Origin of the sequence: Leisingera sp. M523 (genome assembly GCF_025141335.1) — a bacterium.
In the GTDB taxonomy this organism is placed as follows: Bacteria; Pseudomonadota; Alphaproteobacteria; order Rhodobacterales; family Rhodobacteraceae; genus Leisingera.
This window is the reverse complement of sequence record NZ_CP081036.1, coordinates 1,734,584-1,751,875: the sequence shown is the minus strand read 5'-3', so window position 1 is coordinate 1,751,875 and position 17,292 is coordinate 1,734,584. Positions and strand designations below refer to the sequence as shown.

General features: G+C 59.8%; 16 protein-coding genes. 13 read left to right on the top strand and 3 right to left on the bottom strand.

Annotated elements, in window-relative coordinates; all coding sequences use genetic code 11:
- Positions 1-125: 125 nt before the first annotated feature.
- Positions 126-962, bottom strand: a complete 837-nt coding sequence (locus K3557_RS08700; RefSeq protein ID WP_259999134.1) for a PAS domain-containing protein — start codon at positions 960-962, stop codon at positions 126-128.
- A 239-nt stretch (positions 963-1,201) separates the two neighbouring features.
- Between K3557_RS08700 and K3557_RS08695 the strand changes: the two genes are divergently transcribed.
- The 10 genes from K3557_RS08695 to phoB all read left to right on the top strand — a co-directional run bounded on the left by K3557_RS08695 (position 1,202) and on the right by phoB (position 10,818).
- Positions 1,202-2,098, top strand: a complete 897-nt coding sequence (locus K3557_RS08695) for a YicC/YloC family endoribonuclease (protein WP_259999132.1) — start codon at positions 1,202-1,204, stop codon at positions 2,096-2,098.
- A 16-nt stretch (positions 2,099-2,114) separates the two neighbouring features.
- Positions 2,115-2,756 carry a guanylate kinase gene (gene gmk, locus K3557_RS08690; protein ID WP_259992218.1) on the top strand — a complete coding sequence of 214 codons (642 nt, stop codon included), beginning with the start codon at positions 2,115-2,117 and terminating at the stop codon, positions 2,754-2,756.
- Entirely contained in the window at positions 2,753-3,274 is a 522-nt protein-coding gene (locus tag K3557_RS08685; RefSeq protein ID WP_259999130.1) for a gamma carbonic anhydrase family protein, read from the top strand. Before gmk ends, K3557_RS08685 begins: the two co-directional genes overlap by 4 nt.
- Positions 3,275-3,344: 70 nt before the next feature.
- Positions 3,345-4,385 carry an ATP-binding protein gene (locus tag K3557_RS08680; protein ID WP_259999128.1) on the top strand — a complete coding sequence of 347 codons (1,041 nt, stop codon included), beginning with the start codon at positions 3,345-3,347 and terminating at the stop codon, positions 4,383-4,385.
- Between the two features lie 209 nt (positions 4,386-4,594).
- Positions 4,595-5,650: a substrate-binding domain-containing protein gene (locus tag K3557_RS08675; protein ID WP_259999126.1), complete on the top strand. Its 1,056-nt coding sequence runs from the start codon at positions 4,595-4,597 to the stop codon at positions 5,648-5,650.
- A 111-nt stretch (positions 5,651-5,761) separates the two neighbouring features.
- On the top strand, positions 5,762-7,234 hold the full coding sequence (pstC, locus tag K3557_RS08670; RefSeq protein WP_259999124.1) for a phosphate ABC transporter permease subunit PstC: 1,473 nt from the start codon (positions 5,762-5,764) through the stop codon (positions 7,232-7,234).
- The gene (pstA, locus tag K3557_RS08665; protein WP_259999122.1) at positions 7,234-8,586 is read left to right on the top strand and encodes a phosphate ABC transporter permease PstA; all 1,353 of its coding nucleotides are present in this window, start codon (positions 7,234-7,236) and stop codon (positions 8,584-8,586) included. The genes pstC and pstA overlap by 1 nt, the downstream gene beginning before the upstream one ends.
- 14 nt (positions 8,587-8,600) lie before the next feature.
- A complete protein-coding gene (gene pstB / locus K3557_RS08660) occupies positions 8,601-9,398 on the top strand; it encodes a phosphate ABC transporter ATP-binding protein PstB (RefSeq protein ID WP_259992206.1) in 798 nt (265 codons plus the stop codon).
- 16 nt (positions 9,399-9,414) lie between these two features.
- Positions 9,415-10,125 (top strand): phosphate signaling complex protein PhoU, encoded by a 711-nt coding sequence (gene phoU / locus K3557_RS08655; RefSeq protein WP_259992205.1) that lies wholly within the window; start codon positions 9,415-9,417, stop codon positions 10,123-10,125.
- A 3-nt stretch (positions 10,126-10,128) separates the two neighbouring features.
- Positions 10,129-10,818, top strand: a complete 690-nt coding sequence (phoB, locus tag K3557_RS08650) for a phosphate regulon transcriptional regulator PhoB (RefSeq protein ID WP_259992203.1) — start codon at positions 10,129-10,131, stop codon at positions 10,816-10,818.
- 81 nt (positions 10,819-10,899) lie between these two features.
- On the opposite strand, the gene K3557_RS08645 is transcribed toward phoB, so the two are convergent.
- Positions 10,900-11,811, bottom strand: a complete 912-nt coding sequence (locus K3557_RS08645; RefSeq protein WP_259999120.1) for a LysR family transcriptional regulator — start codon at positions 11,809-11,811, stop codon at positions 10,900-10,902.
- A gap of 99 nt (positions 11,812-11,910) precedes the next feature.
- On the opposite strand from K3557_RS08645, the gene K3557_RS08640 reads away from it, so the two are divergent.
- Positions 11,911-13,131: an acyl-CoA dehydrogenase gene (locus tag K3557_RS08640; RefSeq protein ID WP_259999118.1), complete on the top strand. Its 1,221-nt coding sequence runs from the start codon at positions 11,911-11,913 to the stop codon at positions 13,129-13,131.
- Positions 13,132-13,789: 658 nt separating this feature from the next.
- Here K3557_RS08640 and K3557_RS08635 read toward each other — a convergent pair.
- Positions 13,790-15,340: a trimethylamine methyltransferase family protein gene (locus K3557_RS08635; RefSeq protein WP_259992197.1), complete on the bottom strand. Its 1,551-nt coding sequence runs from the start codon at positions 15,338-15,340 to the stop codon at positions 13,790-13,792.
- A 644-nt stretch (positions 15,341-15,984) separates the two neighbouring features.
- Here K3557_RS08635 and K3557_RS08630 point away from each other — a divergent pair.
- Positions 15,985-16,305 (top strand): hypothetical protein, encoded by a 321-nt coding sequence (locus K3557_RS08630; RefSeq protein WP_259999116.1) that lies wholly within the window; start codon positions 15,985-15,987, stop codon positions 16,303-16,305.
- Between the two features lie 243 nt (positions 16,306-16,548).
- Positions 16,549-17,130 (top strand): outer membrane protein, encoded by a 582-nt coding sequence (locus tag K3557_RS08625; protein WP_129370880.1) that lies wholly within the window; start codon positions 16,549-16,551, stop codon positions 17,128-17,130.
- Positions 17,131-17,292: the final 162 nt, after the last annotated feature.

Sequence of the window (17,292 nt, the reverse complement as noted above, 5' to 3'; positions counted from 1 at the left end):
AACATTGCACATGCAAAAAAGGCGCCCCGGGGTTCTCCCTAGGGGCGCAGTCGCTTCAAGTGCTATGACCTTGGACTTGAATTGAAAATACTTATGCGGCGGGGCCGTATTCCGGCGCCTGCATGTCAGTCGCGGCTCACAATCAAACGCAGATGCGAAGCCCGCTTGCGCTTACCTTCGTTCGGGTCCGCGGCCTTCGCGGTTGTATCTGCCGGTTCCCCAAGTTTACCTGCGCGGCTGCGTTCCAGCAGCGCCTTGGCCTCGTCCATAATTGAACGTTCCGGTTTGAACCGCGCCTGGGTTTCTGCAAAACCCGGGTTAGGCTGGTTTGCGTCCCGACCCTCGTCTGCGGCTGAATCCCGCGGTTTGGCTTTGAACCCGGCAGCACCAGGGGCTTTGCCGACCGCACGCATTTCGATCGACGAGATCGAGAAACGCTGCGAGGTGGCGGCCGCCCCTTCATCCGCGACCAGAACCCCCAGAACCCGGCTGATATCGCCCAGGTCGCTGCGCAATGGCAGCAGCAGCATGCGGGCGTCACGCGGTGTGCGCTGGCGCGGTGCCTCGATTTGCAGCTCCAGCTCAATAATGGCGGGGGTTTCGAACATATGCTCCATGGCAGAGCTTAGCTGTTTGCGGGCCTCGGTGGTAAAGAACGCCGTCACCGGCATGCCGCGCACTTCCATACCTGCCATTTCGTTCACCAGCGTTCCGGCAAGGCGGAAGCGGGCAATGCCAGGTGCGATCCGTTCCAGAATGAATGTATTGCTCAGGATGTTCTCCAGCCCGCGCGGATCAATCTGCGAGCGGCTGGGCACATCATCACCGCGGCGCAGCGCGGTCCAATAGGCTTCCGCTTGGCGCAGCGGCGATTGCGAGCCGCCCTTGCGGAAGCGGTTCATGGAAATAACCTTGTCTTGACCTGTCGGCACTTCGGTTCCGCTGCGGCTGCCAAAAATCATATCTTCATCCCCTTCAACCCCGGCCTTCCCTTTGGTTGCGGCAACCGATGGCTGCGTTAACTCTTAGGGCCGGCTTGGTTACCCTGAAGTTAAGATGACACAATCTAATTCAAATTTGGACTACTTCTTTAAGCAATGGTTAACGCGATAGGCGCGCCGCGGTTATGCGATTGCGCTTGCACCCTATACTTTTGAGACAGTAGAGCTGATCAATCACCAGCGACAAGAGGGCCTGCCCGATGACCATCCGCAGCATGACCGCCTTTGCCTCAGCGCAAGGCAGCTCTGATCAGCACAGCTGGAGCTGGGAGCTCCGATCGGTCAATGCCAAGGGGCTGGATCTGCGGCTGCGGGTGCCGGATTGGCTGGAAGGCCTTGAAAATCATGTCCGGTCGGCCCTGGCTAAAGCCCTGGCACGGGGCAATGTCTCGCTCACCTTGCGTGTTTCGCGCAGCGAAGACGGCACCGCGCAGATGCGGATCAACAGTGCCGTTCTGCAATCGGTGATCAAGTCGCTGGCTGAGACACAATCCATTGCCAAGCAGAACCGGGTGGAAATCCGCCCGGCCTCAGCCGCCGAAGTTCTCACGTTCAAAGGGGTGCTGGAGCAGTCCGCGGGGGACGATGATCCGGCACCGCTGGTCGCTGCACTCAGCAAGGAATTGGAAACCCTTGTGGCGGAATTCGTGCAAATGCGCGAAGCCGAGGGGGCCGCACTTGCCCAAATCCTTAACGGCCAGCTGGAGCAGGTCGCCGCGCTGACGGCCCGGGCCGGGGAGCGTGCCGACGAGCGCAAGTTGAAAATGGCGGAGACGCTTAAGACCAACCTGGCGCGCGTCATGGACAATGCCGATGGCGCTGATCCGGACCGCGTGGCCCAGGAGCTGGCCCTGATCGCGGTCAAGGCGGATGTGACAGAAGAACTCGACCGTCTTGGCGCCCATGTGACTGCTGCCCGCGATCTTCTGGCCAAGGGCGGCGCGGTGGGCCGTAAATTCGACTTCCTGATGCAGGAGTTCAACCGCGAGGCCAACACGCTGTGTTCAAAAGCGCAGCACAGCGCCTTGACGGCAGTCGGGCTTGAGCTGAAAACCGTGATCGACCAGATGCGCGAGCAGGTGCAGAACATAGAATAAGAAAAGGAGTGCCCAGATGGCGGACCGCCGCGGCCTTTTGATCATCCTCTCATCGCCTTCGGGCGCCGGTAAATCCACTTTGGCCCGCCGCCTGATGGCCTGGGACCCGGGCCTCAAATTTTCGGTCTCCGCCACCACCCGCGCCCCGCGTCCGGGTGAGGAGCACGGCCGCGAATATTATTTCACTTCCGAAGACGACTTCCGGCAGAAGGTGGCCGAAGGCGGCATGCTGGAACACGCCCATGTGTTCGGTAACTTCTACGGCTCCCCCGCAGGCCCGGTGAAAGACACCATAGAATCCGGTCAGGACGTGCTGTTCGACGTCGATTGGCAGGGTGAAATCCAGATCCGCAATTCAGACCTGGGCAAACACGCGCTGTCGATCTTTATCCTGCCGCCCTCGATCACCGAGCTGCGCCGCCGTCTGGAAACCCGTGCTCAGGACAGCGAGGATGTGATTTCCAAGCGAATGCTGAAAAGCTGGGATGAGATCAGCCACTGGGGTTATTATGATTATGTGCTGGTCAACGATGATCTGGACGAGACCGAGGCCCGGCTGAAAACCATTGTCGAGGCCGAGCGGATGCGCCGCATCCAGCAGCCCAGGTTACAGGATCATGTCCGCACCCTGCAAACCCAGTTCGAGGAACAGTCATGACCTTGTATGCACTCGGGGATAACCAGCCGCAGCTTCACGAAGACACCTGGGTCGCCCCTGATGCCAACCTGATCGGCAAAGTAGTGATGGAGGCGGGCGCTTCGGTCTGGTTCGGCGTCACCATTCGCGCCGACCACGAGGAAATACGCATCTGCGAAGGCACCAACGTGCAGGAAAACGTGGTGATGCATATTGATGCAGGCTATCCGCTGACCATCGGCAGGAACTGCACCATCGGCCACAAGGCGATGCTGCACGGCTGCACTATTGGTGAAAATACCCTGGTTGGCATGGGCGCCACCATCCTGAACGGCGCAAAGATCGGCAGGAATTGCCTGATCGGGGCAGGGGCATTGATAACCGAGAACAAGGAAATCCCCGACAACTCGCTGGTGATGGGAAGCCCGGGCAAGGTGGTGCGTGAAGTGGACGCCGAGTTGGCGGAAAAGCTCACGCAAAGCGCGCTGCTGTATCAGGACAACATGCGCCGCTTTCGGGCAGAGCTGAAACCGCTGTAATCGGGCCGGCTGCCACATCAGCTTTACACAGCGGCGCTAGACAGGCTGGGAATGTAACCGCGGGGTACAGATGACGACCGATCAGATTGACGGGTTTCTGGCGGCGATCCCGCTGCCTGCCGTGATGGTGGACCAGACCGAACGTTTCATCGCTGTGAACAGCGGCGCCGAGGCGCTGCTGGGGCAGGGGATCAGGGGCCGCCACTTCGCCACCATCCTGCGCCAGCCCAGCGTTGCCACAGCCATCGAGGCCTGCCTGAACGACAAGGAATCGCGAACCGCGCGGCACCTGTCCAACGACGGCGCCCAAGACACTGCTTACACGGTCACCCTGCGATATGTCCCTGGCATTGGCGCTGTTGGCGGCGGCGCGGCCCTGGTTTGTTTTGATGACATTACCGAACGTGAGCAAGCCAGCCAGATGCGCCGCGATTTTGTGGCCAATGTCAGCCATGAGCTGCGCACGCCGCTGACGGCTTTGATCGGCTTTATCGAAACCCTGCGCGGCCCGGCCAAGGATGATTCCGCTGCCCGGGACCGTTTCCTGACAATTATGGAGGGCGAAGCCAGCCGGATGAACCGCCTGGTCGGGGACCTCCTGTCGCTGAACCGGGTCGAAAGCGAAGAACGGGTGCGCCCCAAGCAGAGCGTCGATCTGGCCGCCCATCTGGCTACGACGCTGAAAACCCTCGCTCCGGTCGCCGAGGCGCGCGGCGTTTCAATGGAGTTGAAGGCGCCGCAGGACAGTGCAACGGTCATTGGCGATCCGGATCAGCTGCAGCAGGTGTTCACCAACCTGGTTGAAAACGCGGTCAAATACGGAGGCGACCGGGTCTGCGTTGAGCTTAGCTTTACAGAACGGGAGCCGTCGGTGCGCGTGCCTGCAGCCCGTGTTCAAGTGATCGACAACGGGCCGGGCATCGACCCCGTTCATCTGCCGCGCCTGACAGAACGGTTCTACCGCGCCGACAGCCACCGCTCGCGTGAGATGGGCGGAACCGGGCTGGGGCTGGCCATTGTAAAACACATAATCAACCGCCACCGTGGACGGCTGCGGGTGGAAAGCGATCTGGGCCAGGGGTCTGTTTTCACAGTGATCCTGCCCAAGTAGGCCGTCTTTCTGAAAATACTGCCAAGGCATCCAAGCCGCCGCCGGACACCCGGCGGCGGTTTTCTTCTTTCGTGTCACATTTTTTGCCGCCGAAACGCGGTTTGTCATGCAGCTGTTACACTGCCGTCACAAAAGGCTCATCAGCGGCTTCTACGAGGGGCCTAGATCATCGACGGGGTGATCGAACTTAGAAACTCTTGGAGACACAAATGTCCTTTGTGAAACTGACCGCTTCCACCCTGGCTATCGCCGCCGTATCCGCCACCGCAGCAGCTGCCCGCGACCAGGTGCAGGTTGCCGGTTCGTCGACCGTTCTGCCCTATGCTTCGATCGTGGCAGAAGCCTTTGGCGAAAACTTCGATTTCCCGACCCCGGTTGTGGAATCCGGCGGCTCCTCCGCTGGTCTCAAGCGGTTCTGCGAAGGCGTGGGCGAGAACACCATCGACGTTGCCAATGCGTCGCGCAAGATCAAGGACAAGGAAATCGCCGCCTGCGCCGAAAACGGCGTGACCGGCATCATCGAAGTCCGCATCGGCTATGACGGCATCGTGTTTGCCTCGGACATCAACGCCAATTCTTTTGAGTACACCCCTACCGACTGGTTTCTGGCGCTGTCCGACAAGATCATGGTCGACGGCAAACTGGTCGACAACCCGAACACAACCTGGGCCGACGTGAACGCCAACTTTCCGGCTGTCGACATCCAGGCCTTTGTTCCGGGCACCAAACACGGCACCCGCGAAGTCTTTGAGGACAAGGTGATCCTGGCCGGCTGCGAAGCCACCGGCGCGTTTGAGCACCTGCTGGCCCACGCCGAAGGGGATAGTGACAAAGCCAAGAAGAAAGCAGCCGAGAAAGCCTGTATCGCCCTGCGCACCGACGGCAAATCGGTCGATATTGACGGCGACTACACCGAGACCCTTGCCCGCATTGAAAGCAACAAGGACGGTATCGGCGTCTTTGGCCTGGCGTTTTATGAGAACAACACCGACAAGCTGCAAGTTGCCACCATGTCCGGCATCGTGCCTTCGACCGAAAGCATCGCAACCGGCGAATATCCGGTCTCCCGCCCGCTGTTTTTCTACGTGAAGAAAGCCCACATCGGCGTGATCCCGGGCCTGAAGGAATACGCGGAATTCTTCGTGGCTGACGAAGTTGCCGGCGAAGACGGCCCGCTGGCCGAATACGGTCTGGTTGCCGACCCGGAACTGGCGGACACTCAGGAATCTGTTTCCAACGAGGCCGTGATGGGCGGCAACTCCTAAGACGCCCTGTGTGCGATTGACCCCCGCCGGGGCGGAGCCATCCGCCCCGGCGCTTTCTTTCCGCGGCAGGGCTGCCGCAGCAAATACGCCACCGCCAAACCGGAGCTTTTCATGCCCACTTTCTGGCTTGTTGCCCTCCTGCTCGCACTGTCTGCCGCTGGCTTTTACGGCGGCCGCCGCCGCGCGATTGCCACTGCAAACGGTGATGTGAGGGACCTGCACTCGCTGCCGTCATATTACGGCTACCATGTTGCGATGGCCGCCTTTGTCCCGGCCGTCACGGCGCTGGCCATCTGGCTTCTGGCGCAACCGATGTTCATCGAGACCCGTGTCTCCGGCACAATCCCGGCTGAAGCGGTTCCGGAAAACTCCACCCTGGGCCTGGTGATGAGCGACGTGCGCCGCGTCGCCGAGGGGCTGGACAGCGCAGTGGAACAGGGGCTGTTGACCGCCCGCCAGGCGCGCGACATCAACAGCGGCGACCAGAACGTGCGTGCCCTGCTGGGTGAGGTCGGCGTGGCCCTTGGCTCGGACGTGCAGCCCGAAGTCCTGACGGCGGCCCAAACCTACCGCAACCTATCGCACACCGGTCGGACCGCCATGATCGTGGTTGTCGCGCTGCTGGCATTTGGCGGTTTCGCTTGGGCCTACAGCCGCAGCCACAAGGATTTCCGTGCCCGGAATGTGGTGGAGCGGGCCATTCTGGCGCTGCTGATCCTTGCCGCCTCGCTGGCGATCCTGACTACCATCGGCATCGTTCTGTCGATGCTGTTTGAAACCAAAAACTTCTTTGGCCTGCACAGTTGGACGGATTTCTTCTTCGGCTCCACCTGGGCGCCCAACTTCCGCGGCGACAGTGAGCTGTCGATCCTGCCGCTGTTGTGGGGTACGCTCTATATCTCCTTTATCGCCCTTTTGGTGGCGGTGCCGGTTGGCCTGTTTGCAGCCATCTATCTGTCGGAATATGCCAGCGGCACTGTACGGGCCTTTGCCAAACCGCTGCTGGAGATCCTCGCCGGTATCCCGACCATCGTTTACGGCCTGTTTGCGCTGCTGACCGTTGGTCCGGCACTGGCGGACCTCTTTGGCAAGGGCGGCCTCTTGGGGGTCGAGTGGATGGCCGGTGCCACTTCGGTGCTGACTGCCGGGTTGGTGATGGGCATTATGCTGATCCCCTTTGTCTCCTCGCTGTCCGATGACATCATCAACGCGGTGCCGCAGGCAATGCGCGATGGCTCCTTGGGCCTCGGCGCTACCAAATCTGAAACCGTGCGCCAGGTGGTGATACCGGCGGCGCTGCCGGGCATTGTCGGCGCGGTGCTGCTGGCCGCCTCGCGTGCCATTGGCGAGACCATGATCGTGGTGATGGGGGCTGGGGCGATTGCCAAGTTCTCTGCCAACCCGCTGGAGTCGATGACCACGATCACCACCCGCATCGTCAGCCAGCTGACCGGTGACACCGACTTTGCCAGCCCCGAAACGCTGGTTGCCTTTGCCCTGGGTCTGACCCTGTTTGTCCTGACCCTCGGCCTGAACGTCCTGGCGCTCTATATCGTGCGCAAATACCGGGAGCAGTACGACTGATGACCGATCTCAGCCAATCCCCCTCTGCGCCGCGCAAACACGGCGGCTCGCTGCTGGAGCAAACCCCGCATACCAAAAAGCGCAACGCGGCAGAAACCCGGTTCAAGGCTTATGGTATTGCTGCCATCGCTGCCGGCCTGCTGATGCTGGCGATCCTGGTGACCACCATCGTCGGCAAGGGCACCGGTGCGTTCCAGCAGACTTTTGTCACCCTGAAAGTGGACCTGCTGGAAGCCAAACTAGACAAGAAGGGCAACCGCGACCTGGCCGATATCAAGAAGGTCACCACCTTCGGTTATGCCCCGATCATCAAGGGCGCGATGGAGGCCGCGGTGGCGGAGCTGGGCATTGAGACCAGCCTCAAATCCAAGGAACTGGCCGGCATCCTGTCCAAGGACGTCGCCGCCCAGCTGCGCGATTTTGTCATCGCCAACCCGGATCAGATCGGCCAAACGGTTGAGTTCCGCTTCCTCGCCTCAGGCCGGGTGGACGGCTACCTGAAGGGCCGCGTCACCCGTGACAGCATCGTCAACGACAAGAACATCTCGGCCGAGCAGCTTGATCTTGTTGACGCTTTGGCTGCTGCCGGGGTGCTGGAAAAAACCTTCAACCTCGACTTCATCCTGGGCGCCGATGCGTCTGACGCCCGCCCCGAGGCTGCTGGTATCGGCGTTGCAATGCTGGGGTCGCTGTTCATGATGCTGGTGGTGCTGGCGCTGGCGCTGCCGATTGGTGTGGCCGCGTCGATCTACCTTGAGGAATTCGCGCCGCAAAACTGGCTCACCGACATGATCGAGGTGAACATCTCCAACCTCGCCGCGGTGCCCTCCATCGTGTTCGGTATCCTCGGCCTTGCGGTGTTCATCAACTACATGCACTTGCCGACCTCGGCCCCCTTGGTGGGCGGGCTGGTGCTGACACTGATGACTCTGCCGACCATCATCATCTCCACCCGCGCCTCGCTGAAATCGGTGCCGCCGTCGATCCGCGACGCCGCGCTGGGTGTCGGGGCGTCCAAGATGCAGGCGGTGTTTCACCACGTGCTGCCGCTGGCCGCACCGGGCATCCTGACCGGCACCATTATTGGACTGGCGCAGGCACTGGGCGAGACCGCGCCGCTGTTGCTGATCGGCATGGTCGGCTTCATCGCCTCCAACGCGCCGGAAACGATTGCCGACGGCCTGCTGGCGCCGAACTCCGCCATGCCCGCGCAGATCTACGAATGGGCCAAACGCGCCGACCCGGCCTTTTATGAACGCGCCTGGGGCGGCATCATCATCCTTCTCATCTTCCTGGTGACCATGAACACTTTCGCCGTGATCCTGCGCCGCCGCTTTGAACGCCGCTGGTAAGGGGGCATAGTGCAATGAACGACATGACCTTGATGGAAAACACCGTGGACACACAGAAAATCAAAATCGCCGCCAAGGACGTCAACGTCCACTACGGCGACAGCCACGCGATCAAAGACGTGAATGTCGAGATCGAGGACAAGACCGTCACCGCCTTTATCGGCCCCTCGGGCTGCGGCAAGTCGACCTTCCTGCGCTGTCTGAACCGGATGAACGATACCATTGATATCTGCCGCGTGAAGGGCGACATCCTGCTGGATGGCGAGGATATCTATGACCGTCGCGTCGACCCGGTACAGCTGCGCGCCAAGGTCGGCATGGTGTTCCAGAAGCCGAACCCGTTTCCGAAATCGATCTATGACAACGTGGCCTATGGCCCTCGCATTCACGGCCTTGCCAAGAACAAAGCGGAACTGGATGAGATCGTTGAAAAATCTCTGCGCCGCGCAGCCATCTGGGACGAGGTGAAAGACCGCCTTGATGCCCCTGGTACCGGCCTGTCCGGCGGCCAGCAGCAGCGCCTGTGCATCGCCCGCGCCGTAGCCACTGAACCAGAAGTGCTGCTGATGGATGAACCATGCTCGGCGCTTGACCCCATCGCGACTGCGCAAGTGGAGGAACTGATCGACGAACTGCGCAGCCAGTATTCGGTGGTGATCGTCACCCACTCGATGCAGCAGGCCGCGCGAGTCAGCCAGAAGACCGCCTTCTTCCACCTCGGCAATCTGGTGGAATTCGGTCCCACTGGCCAGATCTTCACCAATCCCGAAGATCCGCGCACCGAGAGCTACATTACCGGCCGGATCGGCTGATCTTTAGGAAAAACAAATGACTGCACAGCATATTGCATCTGCTTTCGACCGTGACCTGGAGGCAATCCAGGCCCGGATCATGAAAATGGGCGGCCTGGTCGAGGACGCTATCCGCGAAGCCGCCAAGGCTCTTGAAACCCGCGATGAAGAACTGGCCCTGACTGTGCGCCAGGGCGACAAGGCCATTGACGGGCTGGAAGAATTGATCAACGAGGAAACCGCCCGGCTGATCGCGCTGCGTGCTCCGGCGGCTTCCGACCTGCGGCTGGTGCTGTCAGTGATGAAGATCGCCGGCAACCTGGAACGCATTGGCGATTATGCGAAAAACATGGCCAAGCGCACCACAGTGCTGGCTCAGGGGCCGAACACCAGCGAAGGCGCCGCCGCCCTGCGCCGGATGGCGCGCGAGGTAGAGCGGATGTTGAAGGACGCGCTTGATTCCTATATCCAGCGCGACGTGGAACTGGCCCGCGACGTGATAGAGCGCGACCGCGATGTGGATCAGATGTACAACGCCCTGTTCCGCGAATTTTTGACCCACATGATGGAAGACCCGCGCAACATTTCGGCCTGTATGCACTTGCATTTCATCGCAAAAAACACTGAACGCATGGGCGACCATGTGACCGCGATTGCAGAACAGGTGATCTATCTGGTCACCGGCGAAAAGCCGGAGGAAGACCGCAAGAAGTTCGACACCACCTCAACCACACCGCAGGAGATCTGACCAATGGCTGCCGATCAGCCCACTGTTTTGGTTGTAGAAGACGAAATGGCACAACGGGAAGTGCTGGCCTATAACCTCGAAGCGGACGGTTTTCGTGTGCTCAGGGCCAAGGACGGCGAGGAAGCCTTGCTGATGGTTGAGGAGGACATGCCGGATATGATCATCCTCGATTGGATGATGCCCAATCTCAGCGGTATTGAAGTGTGCCGCCGCCTCAAGACCCGCGCGGAAACCCGCAATATCCCGGTTATCATGCTGTCCGCGAGGTCCGAAGAAGTGGACAAGGTGCGCGGCCTGGAAACCGGCGCCGACGATTACGTTGTGAAGCCCTATTCGGTGGCGGAGCTTATGGCCCGCGTGCGCAGCCAGCTGCGCCGGGTGCGGCCCTCTACCGTGGGTGTGCGGCTGGAATATGATGATATCGTACTGGACGCCGAAACCCACAAGGTCAGCCGGGGCGGCAACCCGCTCAAGCTGGGACCGACCGAATTCCGCCTGCTCTCCACCTTCATTGAAAAACCGGGCCGGGTGTGGAGCCGTGAACAGCTGCTGGATCGCGTCTGGGGCCGTGACATCTACGTCGACACCCGCACCGTCGACGTCCACATCGGCCGATTGCGCAAGGCGCTCACCCAGCACGGCGGCAACGATCCGGTCCGTACGGTGCGCGGCGCTGGCTACGCCTTAGGCTGAAACCCGGGCTGAAATCTGGGCTGAACCGGCACCAAGGGACACGGATGGCGTAAAGGGGGGGCACGCATGGCCCCCCTGATTTTAACGCGGCAGCGGGTCTTCGGGCTGGGCCTTCCCGGCCAGCCAGGTGCGGAATTTCATCAGCGCCGGCGCGTTGGATTTCCGCTCCGGCCAGACCAGGTAATAGGCGCCTTCGGTTTCCACCGGCTCCGGATGCAGCGCCACCAGGCGGCCTGTCGCCAGATCCTGCTCGACCAGATAATCCGGCATCAAGGCGACACCCAACCCATGCAGCGCAGCCTGGGTGATGGTTGCGAATTGATCATAGATTGTACCGCCCAGGCTGGCACCAGCTTCAATACCATTCTGCTCAAACCAATCGGTCCAGGCGTTTGTCCTGGTCTGAATGTGCAACAGCGGCAGCTTCAGGATGTCTTTGACCTCATAAATGCTGCGCCCTTCCAGAAGCAGCGGTGCGCAGACCGGCAAAAGCTGCTCGTGCTTCAAAAGCAGTGATTGCGTTCCCGGCCAGGACGCATCCCCAAAATGTATCGCTGCATCAAAGGGTTCAGTGGCAAAGTTGAAAGGTTCCAGCCGGGTCGCCATGTTGATGGTCACATCCGGGTGCAACCGGGCAAATTCCGGCAGCCGCGGCATCAGCCAGCGCATGCCAAAGGCAGGCAGGATTGCCAGATTGAGCGACCCGGCCAGCGGCGCGGCCTGTAAACGAAGGGTGGATTGCACGATCTGGTTCAATGCCTGGCGGATCTCGGCGGCGTAATCCTGCGCCTCTGTGGTCAGAGCCAGCCGCTTCTGGTCCCGTTGCACCAGGTCCATCCCCAATTGCCGTTCCAGCGTCTGCAGCTGGCGGCTGACAGCCCCTTGTGTCAACGCCAATTCATCTGCAGCCGCCGAGGCGCTGCCCAGCCGGTCCACTGCCTCCAGCGCGCGCAGCGAGGAGATCGAGGGCAGGAATTTACGCGGCACAGTCATGTATGAGTGTTTGTCATGGTTTGTTGCGAAAGTCTCGCTGTTTTTTCCGTTCACCTCGCGTTAGGGTTTGTCCAATTCGCGAACCACTGAGGTGACAAGATGACTGACAAACCCGCCCTGCGCGCCAAGGATACCCCGGACCTGGGCCGTTTCAATTGGGAAGACCCGTTGCGGTTGGAGGACCAGCTGACTGAAGACGAGCGGATGATCGCCGCCTCCGCCCGCGCCTATGCTCAGGAAAAACTTCAACCTCGAGTGCTAAGCGCTTATGAAAACGAGGAAACTGATCCGGAAATTTTCCGCGAGATGGGCGGGATGGGTCTGTTGGGCACCACCATCCCGGAGGAATACGGCGGGCTTGGCGGCGGCTACGTGTCCTATGGCCTGGTGGCCCGCGAGGTGGAACGGGTAGACAGCGGCTACCGCTCAATGATGTCGGTGCAAAGTTCGTTGGTGATGTATCCGATTTACGCATATGGAAGCGAAGAACAGCGCCGGAAGTACCTGCCCAAGCTTGCTACCGGCGAATGGATCGGTTGTTTCGGCCTTACTGAACCGGACGCGGGTTCTGATCCCGCCGGTATGAAAACCCGGGCTGAAAAGACCGAAGGCGGTTACCGTCTGACCGGCTCCAAAATGTGGATTTCCAACGCGCCTATCGCTGATGTCTTTGTTGTCTGGGCAAAATCCGAAGCCCATGGCGGCAAGATCCGCGGTTTTGTGCTGGAGAAGGGCTTGAAAGGCCTGAGCGCGCCAAAAATAAAAAACAAGGCCAGCCTGCGCGCGTCCATTACTGGTGAGATCGTGATGGACGGTGTTGAGGTCGGCGAGGATGCGTTGCTGCCGCATGTTCAAGGGCTCAAAGGTCCGTTCGGCTGTTTGAACCGCGCGCGTTATGGCATCAGCTGGGGCGCAATGGGCGCGGCTGAGGCTTGCTGGCACGCCGCCCGGCAATATGGCCTGGATCGCACGCAATTCGGGCGTCCGCTGGCCAACACCCAGCTGTTTCAGCTGAAACTGGCGAACATGCAGACGGAAATCACTTTGGGTCTGCAGGCGTCATTGCAGGTTGGGCGGCTGATGGATGCCGCCAATGCGGCGCCGGAAATGATCTCGATCATCAAACGAAACAACTGCGGCAAGGCGCTGGATATCGCCCGCATGGCGCGGGATATGCACGGTGGCAACGGCATCAGCCTGGAGTTCAACGTGATCCGCCACATGGTGAACCTGGAGACGGTGAACACTTATGAGGGCACCCACGACGTGCATGCCTTGATCCTGGGCCGGGCTCAGACCGGATTGCAGGCTTTCTTCTAAGCATCGCAAGCAGCGCGGGAAATTGTTCCTGCGCTGCATTACTGCATTTTTGAAATGCATTTCCGCAACATGGCTGCGCACCGGGAGTTCCGCAAAGGCTGGCAGGGGTGGAGTGCGAAACGCGCCAGCGGTTTTGGATCCGAAAGTGTTGATTGAGCAGGCGGGCAGAGGGCCAGAACCTTAAAGAATTTCGGAAAAAGTTCATCTGATGGTTAAATTTTAAAAATCCTATCGGCATTCTATAAGGAGTCTCAGGTGATCATTTGCCCCTGCCTTGCAGAAGTGAAACCGAACGCAAATGAGACTAAAATCCCATTCACCTTGCAGTTTCGCAAAATCAACCCGCTAAACGCCGGGTTAAATGCAGACACCTTTGCAGTTATTCAAAGTCATTTTGCTCAAATACAGGTGTGTTTTTGCAGGTTGATCGCCGTGTTCAGGCGAGGAGACCTGAAAAATTCCGCGTGTTAATAAAAGGTTAGCATCCTTTTCTGTGAGACAGAAGTGCTTTGTGAAAACTTTCTTAACTTACTGGCTGAGATAGCTGAGGGGGCGGGGAAACGCCCAGAGTTTCCGAGCCTGGCGTCCTGATTTTGTACTGGTCACAAAAAACGGACCGGAAAACTCCGGCCCGTATCAGCGCATCTGGAATGTCGGGTTAAGCCGGAAGGTGGATGTTGAACGTCTCGCGGATTGCCATGTCGGTTGCGGCATCAAACCGTGCGGATGCGCGCTGGGACAGGATCTTCTCCTTCTTGGCAATAGCCTTTTGGATCAGGTCAGGCTTTTCAAGCTCCACCCATTCCTTGGGAGATGTCCGGTCGCCCAGATCCGGGTAAACATAGTCGACCTGCATCCGGCTGAGGGTTTGATCGGTGCCCAGATAATGGCCAGGCCCGCCCATGCACGTGGCGCGCATCTGGTCCAGAGCGAGGGTTTCATCGTTCACCTCAATGCCGCGAACGCATCTCTGTGCCTGGCCGAGCAGATCGTTGTCCAAAATCAGCGACTCAAGGCAAAAACCCAGCAGTGACGCGTGCATACCGGCAGCTTCATAGGCCATGTTGAGGCCGGAAAGCCCCGCCATAACCGCAGAGCACATCTGCTCCCAGCCGGCCTGCATATCCGGCAGTTTGGAATCCGATGCGCCAGCCGCGGCGCCGCCCGGCAGGTTGTAAAATTTATGCATCTGAGCACAGCCTGCAGTCAGCAACGCCTGTTCGCCGGAGCCCACGGACATCGCGCCGGTGCGCAGATCAAGACCAAAGGGCCAAGTGCCGAAAATAGCGGGTGCGCCTGGACTTACGGCGTTAACATAAACCAGGCCGGCGAGGCATTCTGCAACCGCCTGGGTGATGGCGCCGGCGATGGACGAAGGGGCGGTTGCCCCGGCCATTCCGGCCGACAGCAGCAGCACCGGCATGCCGCCTTTGATGCATTCCTCCATCACTTCACAGGATTCGGTTGCAAACTTCATGGGAGGCACCACAAAACAGTTTGAGTTCGACACAAAAGGCCGCTCGCGCCACTTGTCTTCGCCGCCCGCAATCATGTGCAGCAGTTCCAGTCCCGGCTTCACGAAATCCGGTTCACTAAAAGAGACGCCGACATGTTTGGTCGTGCCTGCGGTGGTCGCGTAGATGGAGTTCAGGTCCATCTCAAGATTGTCGGGGATGTCGCGGCATACCATCGGACGTTGGACAAAGTGGATATTGTCCAGCTGATCACAGATGCGCGCAGCGTCGTGCAGATCCTGCACAGTTGAATCGCGGTATTCCTTGCCGTGGACGTCGACCACGCTGACCGCGGCCCCAGCAGTGCCATAGTGAACCCGGCCGCCAGACAACTGCAGGTCAGACTTGCCATCCCGGCTGTACAGGGTGACGGAGCGGTTTGCCTTGGCGATGGTGTCTTCGACCAGCGCGCGCGGGAACCGGATGCGGCCGTCATCCCCCAGCACGCAGCCGGCAGAAGTCAGATAATCGATACCGCTTTGCGGCGCGTCGGCAAGACCGATTTCTTCCAGCGCGGTAAGGGCGGCCTCATGGATTTTTTCCATATCTGCCTGGCTGAGCAACTTCAGCGCAGTGGATTCCATGCCGGGGCGGACCGGGCGCAGGTGTTCCGGCAATGCAGCAGCGCGGGCTGCACGGCGGGCATTACGCCCTCCGCTACGGGCGGCGCGGGACGGGGAGGCTTGATCGTTCATTCTGTGAGCCTTTCAGGAGAGGTGAGTTGAAGTGTTGAAACGTCAACTCACTGCGGCCGGCCCCTTGCCGCACGGCCCCGTGCCGCACCGATGGTGCGACAGATAAGGCTGACATGGCAGCGTTCACCTTGCATGCGGACTCCTGTTCAGTTCCCTGCAAATTGGCACGCTTTTGCGTCGTTTCTAGCACAATAGCGACCTTGGTGAAAAAAACGACATGTTTTTCATTTGAGCAGAGAGCGCCATGAGGCCTGAGAAGCCGCATGCTTTTTCCTAAAATGTCATCATTTTTAATGCTGTAATCTCGATTTTTAACGCTTCACGGAGTGGTTCATTGTTGGCAAAGTGAGTTCGGGAACCAAATATTAAGCATTAATGGCTATACTGGATATCCTGGGGATGGAGCGCTGATCCAGCGCATTTCAAAAAGGCACAGCCACATGCCGATGGTTAAAAAGGCCAGACACAGGTGCTCTCTAGCTGCGGTATTTGCGGCGGCGGCTCTGATTTCTCAGACATCTGCCGCAGAAGAATGGCGGCCGTTGCCCTCCGGTTTCACAGGTCAGGGCGCTGCTGCAACTGGCAGCAGACCAACAAGTGAAACACGCTCCTTTCAATTTGCCTATGGCCGCCATCTGGGGGGAATGATCCTGGCAGGCACTGTCTCGATGGAGCAGTCAGGCTTGCTGACACAAGCGGTGCAAGCGGAAGAAACCCGTCAGCTGCGGTTGCACGCGGGTTATGACTTTGGCCCTGCAACCGGTTTTGTGACCCTGGGCAGGGTACAGGCAGAAACGTCCAGCGGATCGCGGCATGGACCGCTGTTTGGCCTGGGCATGCGGGTTTCACTGAACCGTGCGCTGCAGGTGACCGGAGAATTGCTTCACCACGAGGCCGGACCAAGGGACGGCACTGCCAGCCCGCGCGGGGAGACCTTGTCGGTGAGTGCCGCTTTCCGGTTCTGACCCGGTCTTTTGAACATTCGGCAGCGTTGCCGCCACTAGGACCGGGGAGGCCGGTTTTCAATGGCTTGGCAATTTCCTGCCTGCGGAATCCGGCGGAAAGACGCACGTGCCTGAGGACTTTCGGCCAGTCACTGCCAGTTCAGCAGGCGTGATCAACGCGGCTCTGGAAGTTCCTGTGCAGAACCCTTTTGTAGCTGACAACGGCGCACAGCTTGCGCCGGGACTGCAAAAGGAGAAGTCTGAATGACTCGTTTCGTAGCTATGACAGCCATCGCCGCCGTAATGGGCAGTGCGGCCTTTGCCGGCAATGTAAGTGATCCGGTAATTGAACCCGCTCCAGCTCCGGCGCCTGTTCCGGTGGCCAATGATGGCGGCGACTGGACCGGTTTCTACCTGGGTGGCCAGGTCGGCCAGCTGGATGCAGACGCCAGCAACGGCGCCTCCGGAGACGATACCGCTTATGGTATTCACGGCGGCTACAACCATGATTTCGGCCGTTTCGTATTGGGCGGCGAACTGGAATATGATGCAACCGACCTGGATCTGGGCGGCGGTGCGACTGTTGACTCGGTTGCCCGTGCCAAGGTGAAGGCCGGCTATGACTTTGGCAATGTTCTGGCCTATGTGACCGGTGGCGTGGCCGAAGCTGACAGCTCGCTGGGCAGCGAAACCGGTGAGTTCTACGGTGTCGGCATTGCCTATCAGGTGACCGACCAGTGGCAAATCGGCGGCGAAGTGTTGGAGCATGAGTTCGACCAGTTCGGCAACTCGGGCGTGGGGGCGGATGCCACTTCGGTATCGCTGCGCGCGTCCTTCAAGTTCTAAGCCTGCCAAAATAACGGGCGCGGCACTCCTGTTCCGCCGCGCCCTGGGCCGCCCGGTCCGGGCCCAAGACGGACCGGGCGGCCGTTGCCGTTTGAGGCAAAAGGCTTGGCGGGCTGAATGTCCCGTGCTAAGCATCCTGCATGAACCAAAATTGCACCATCA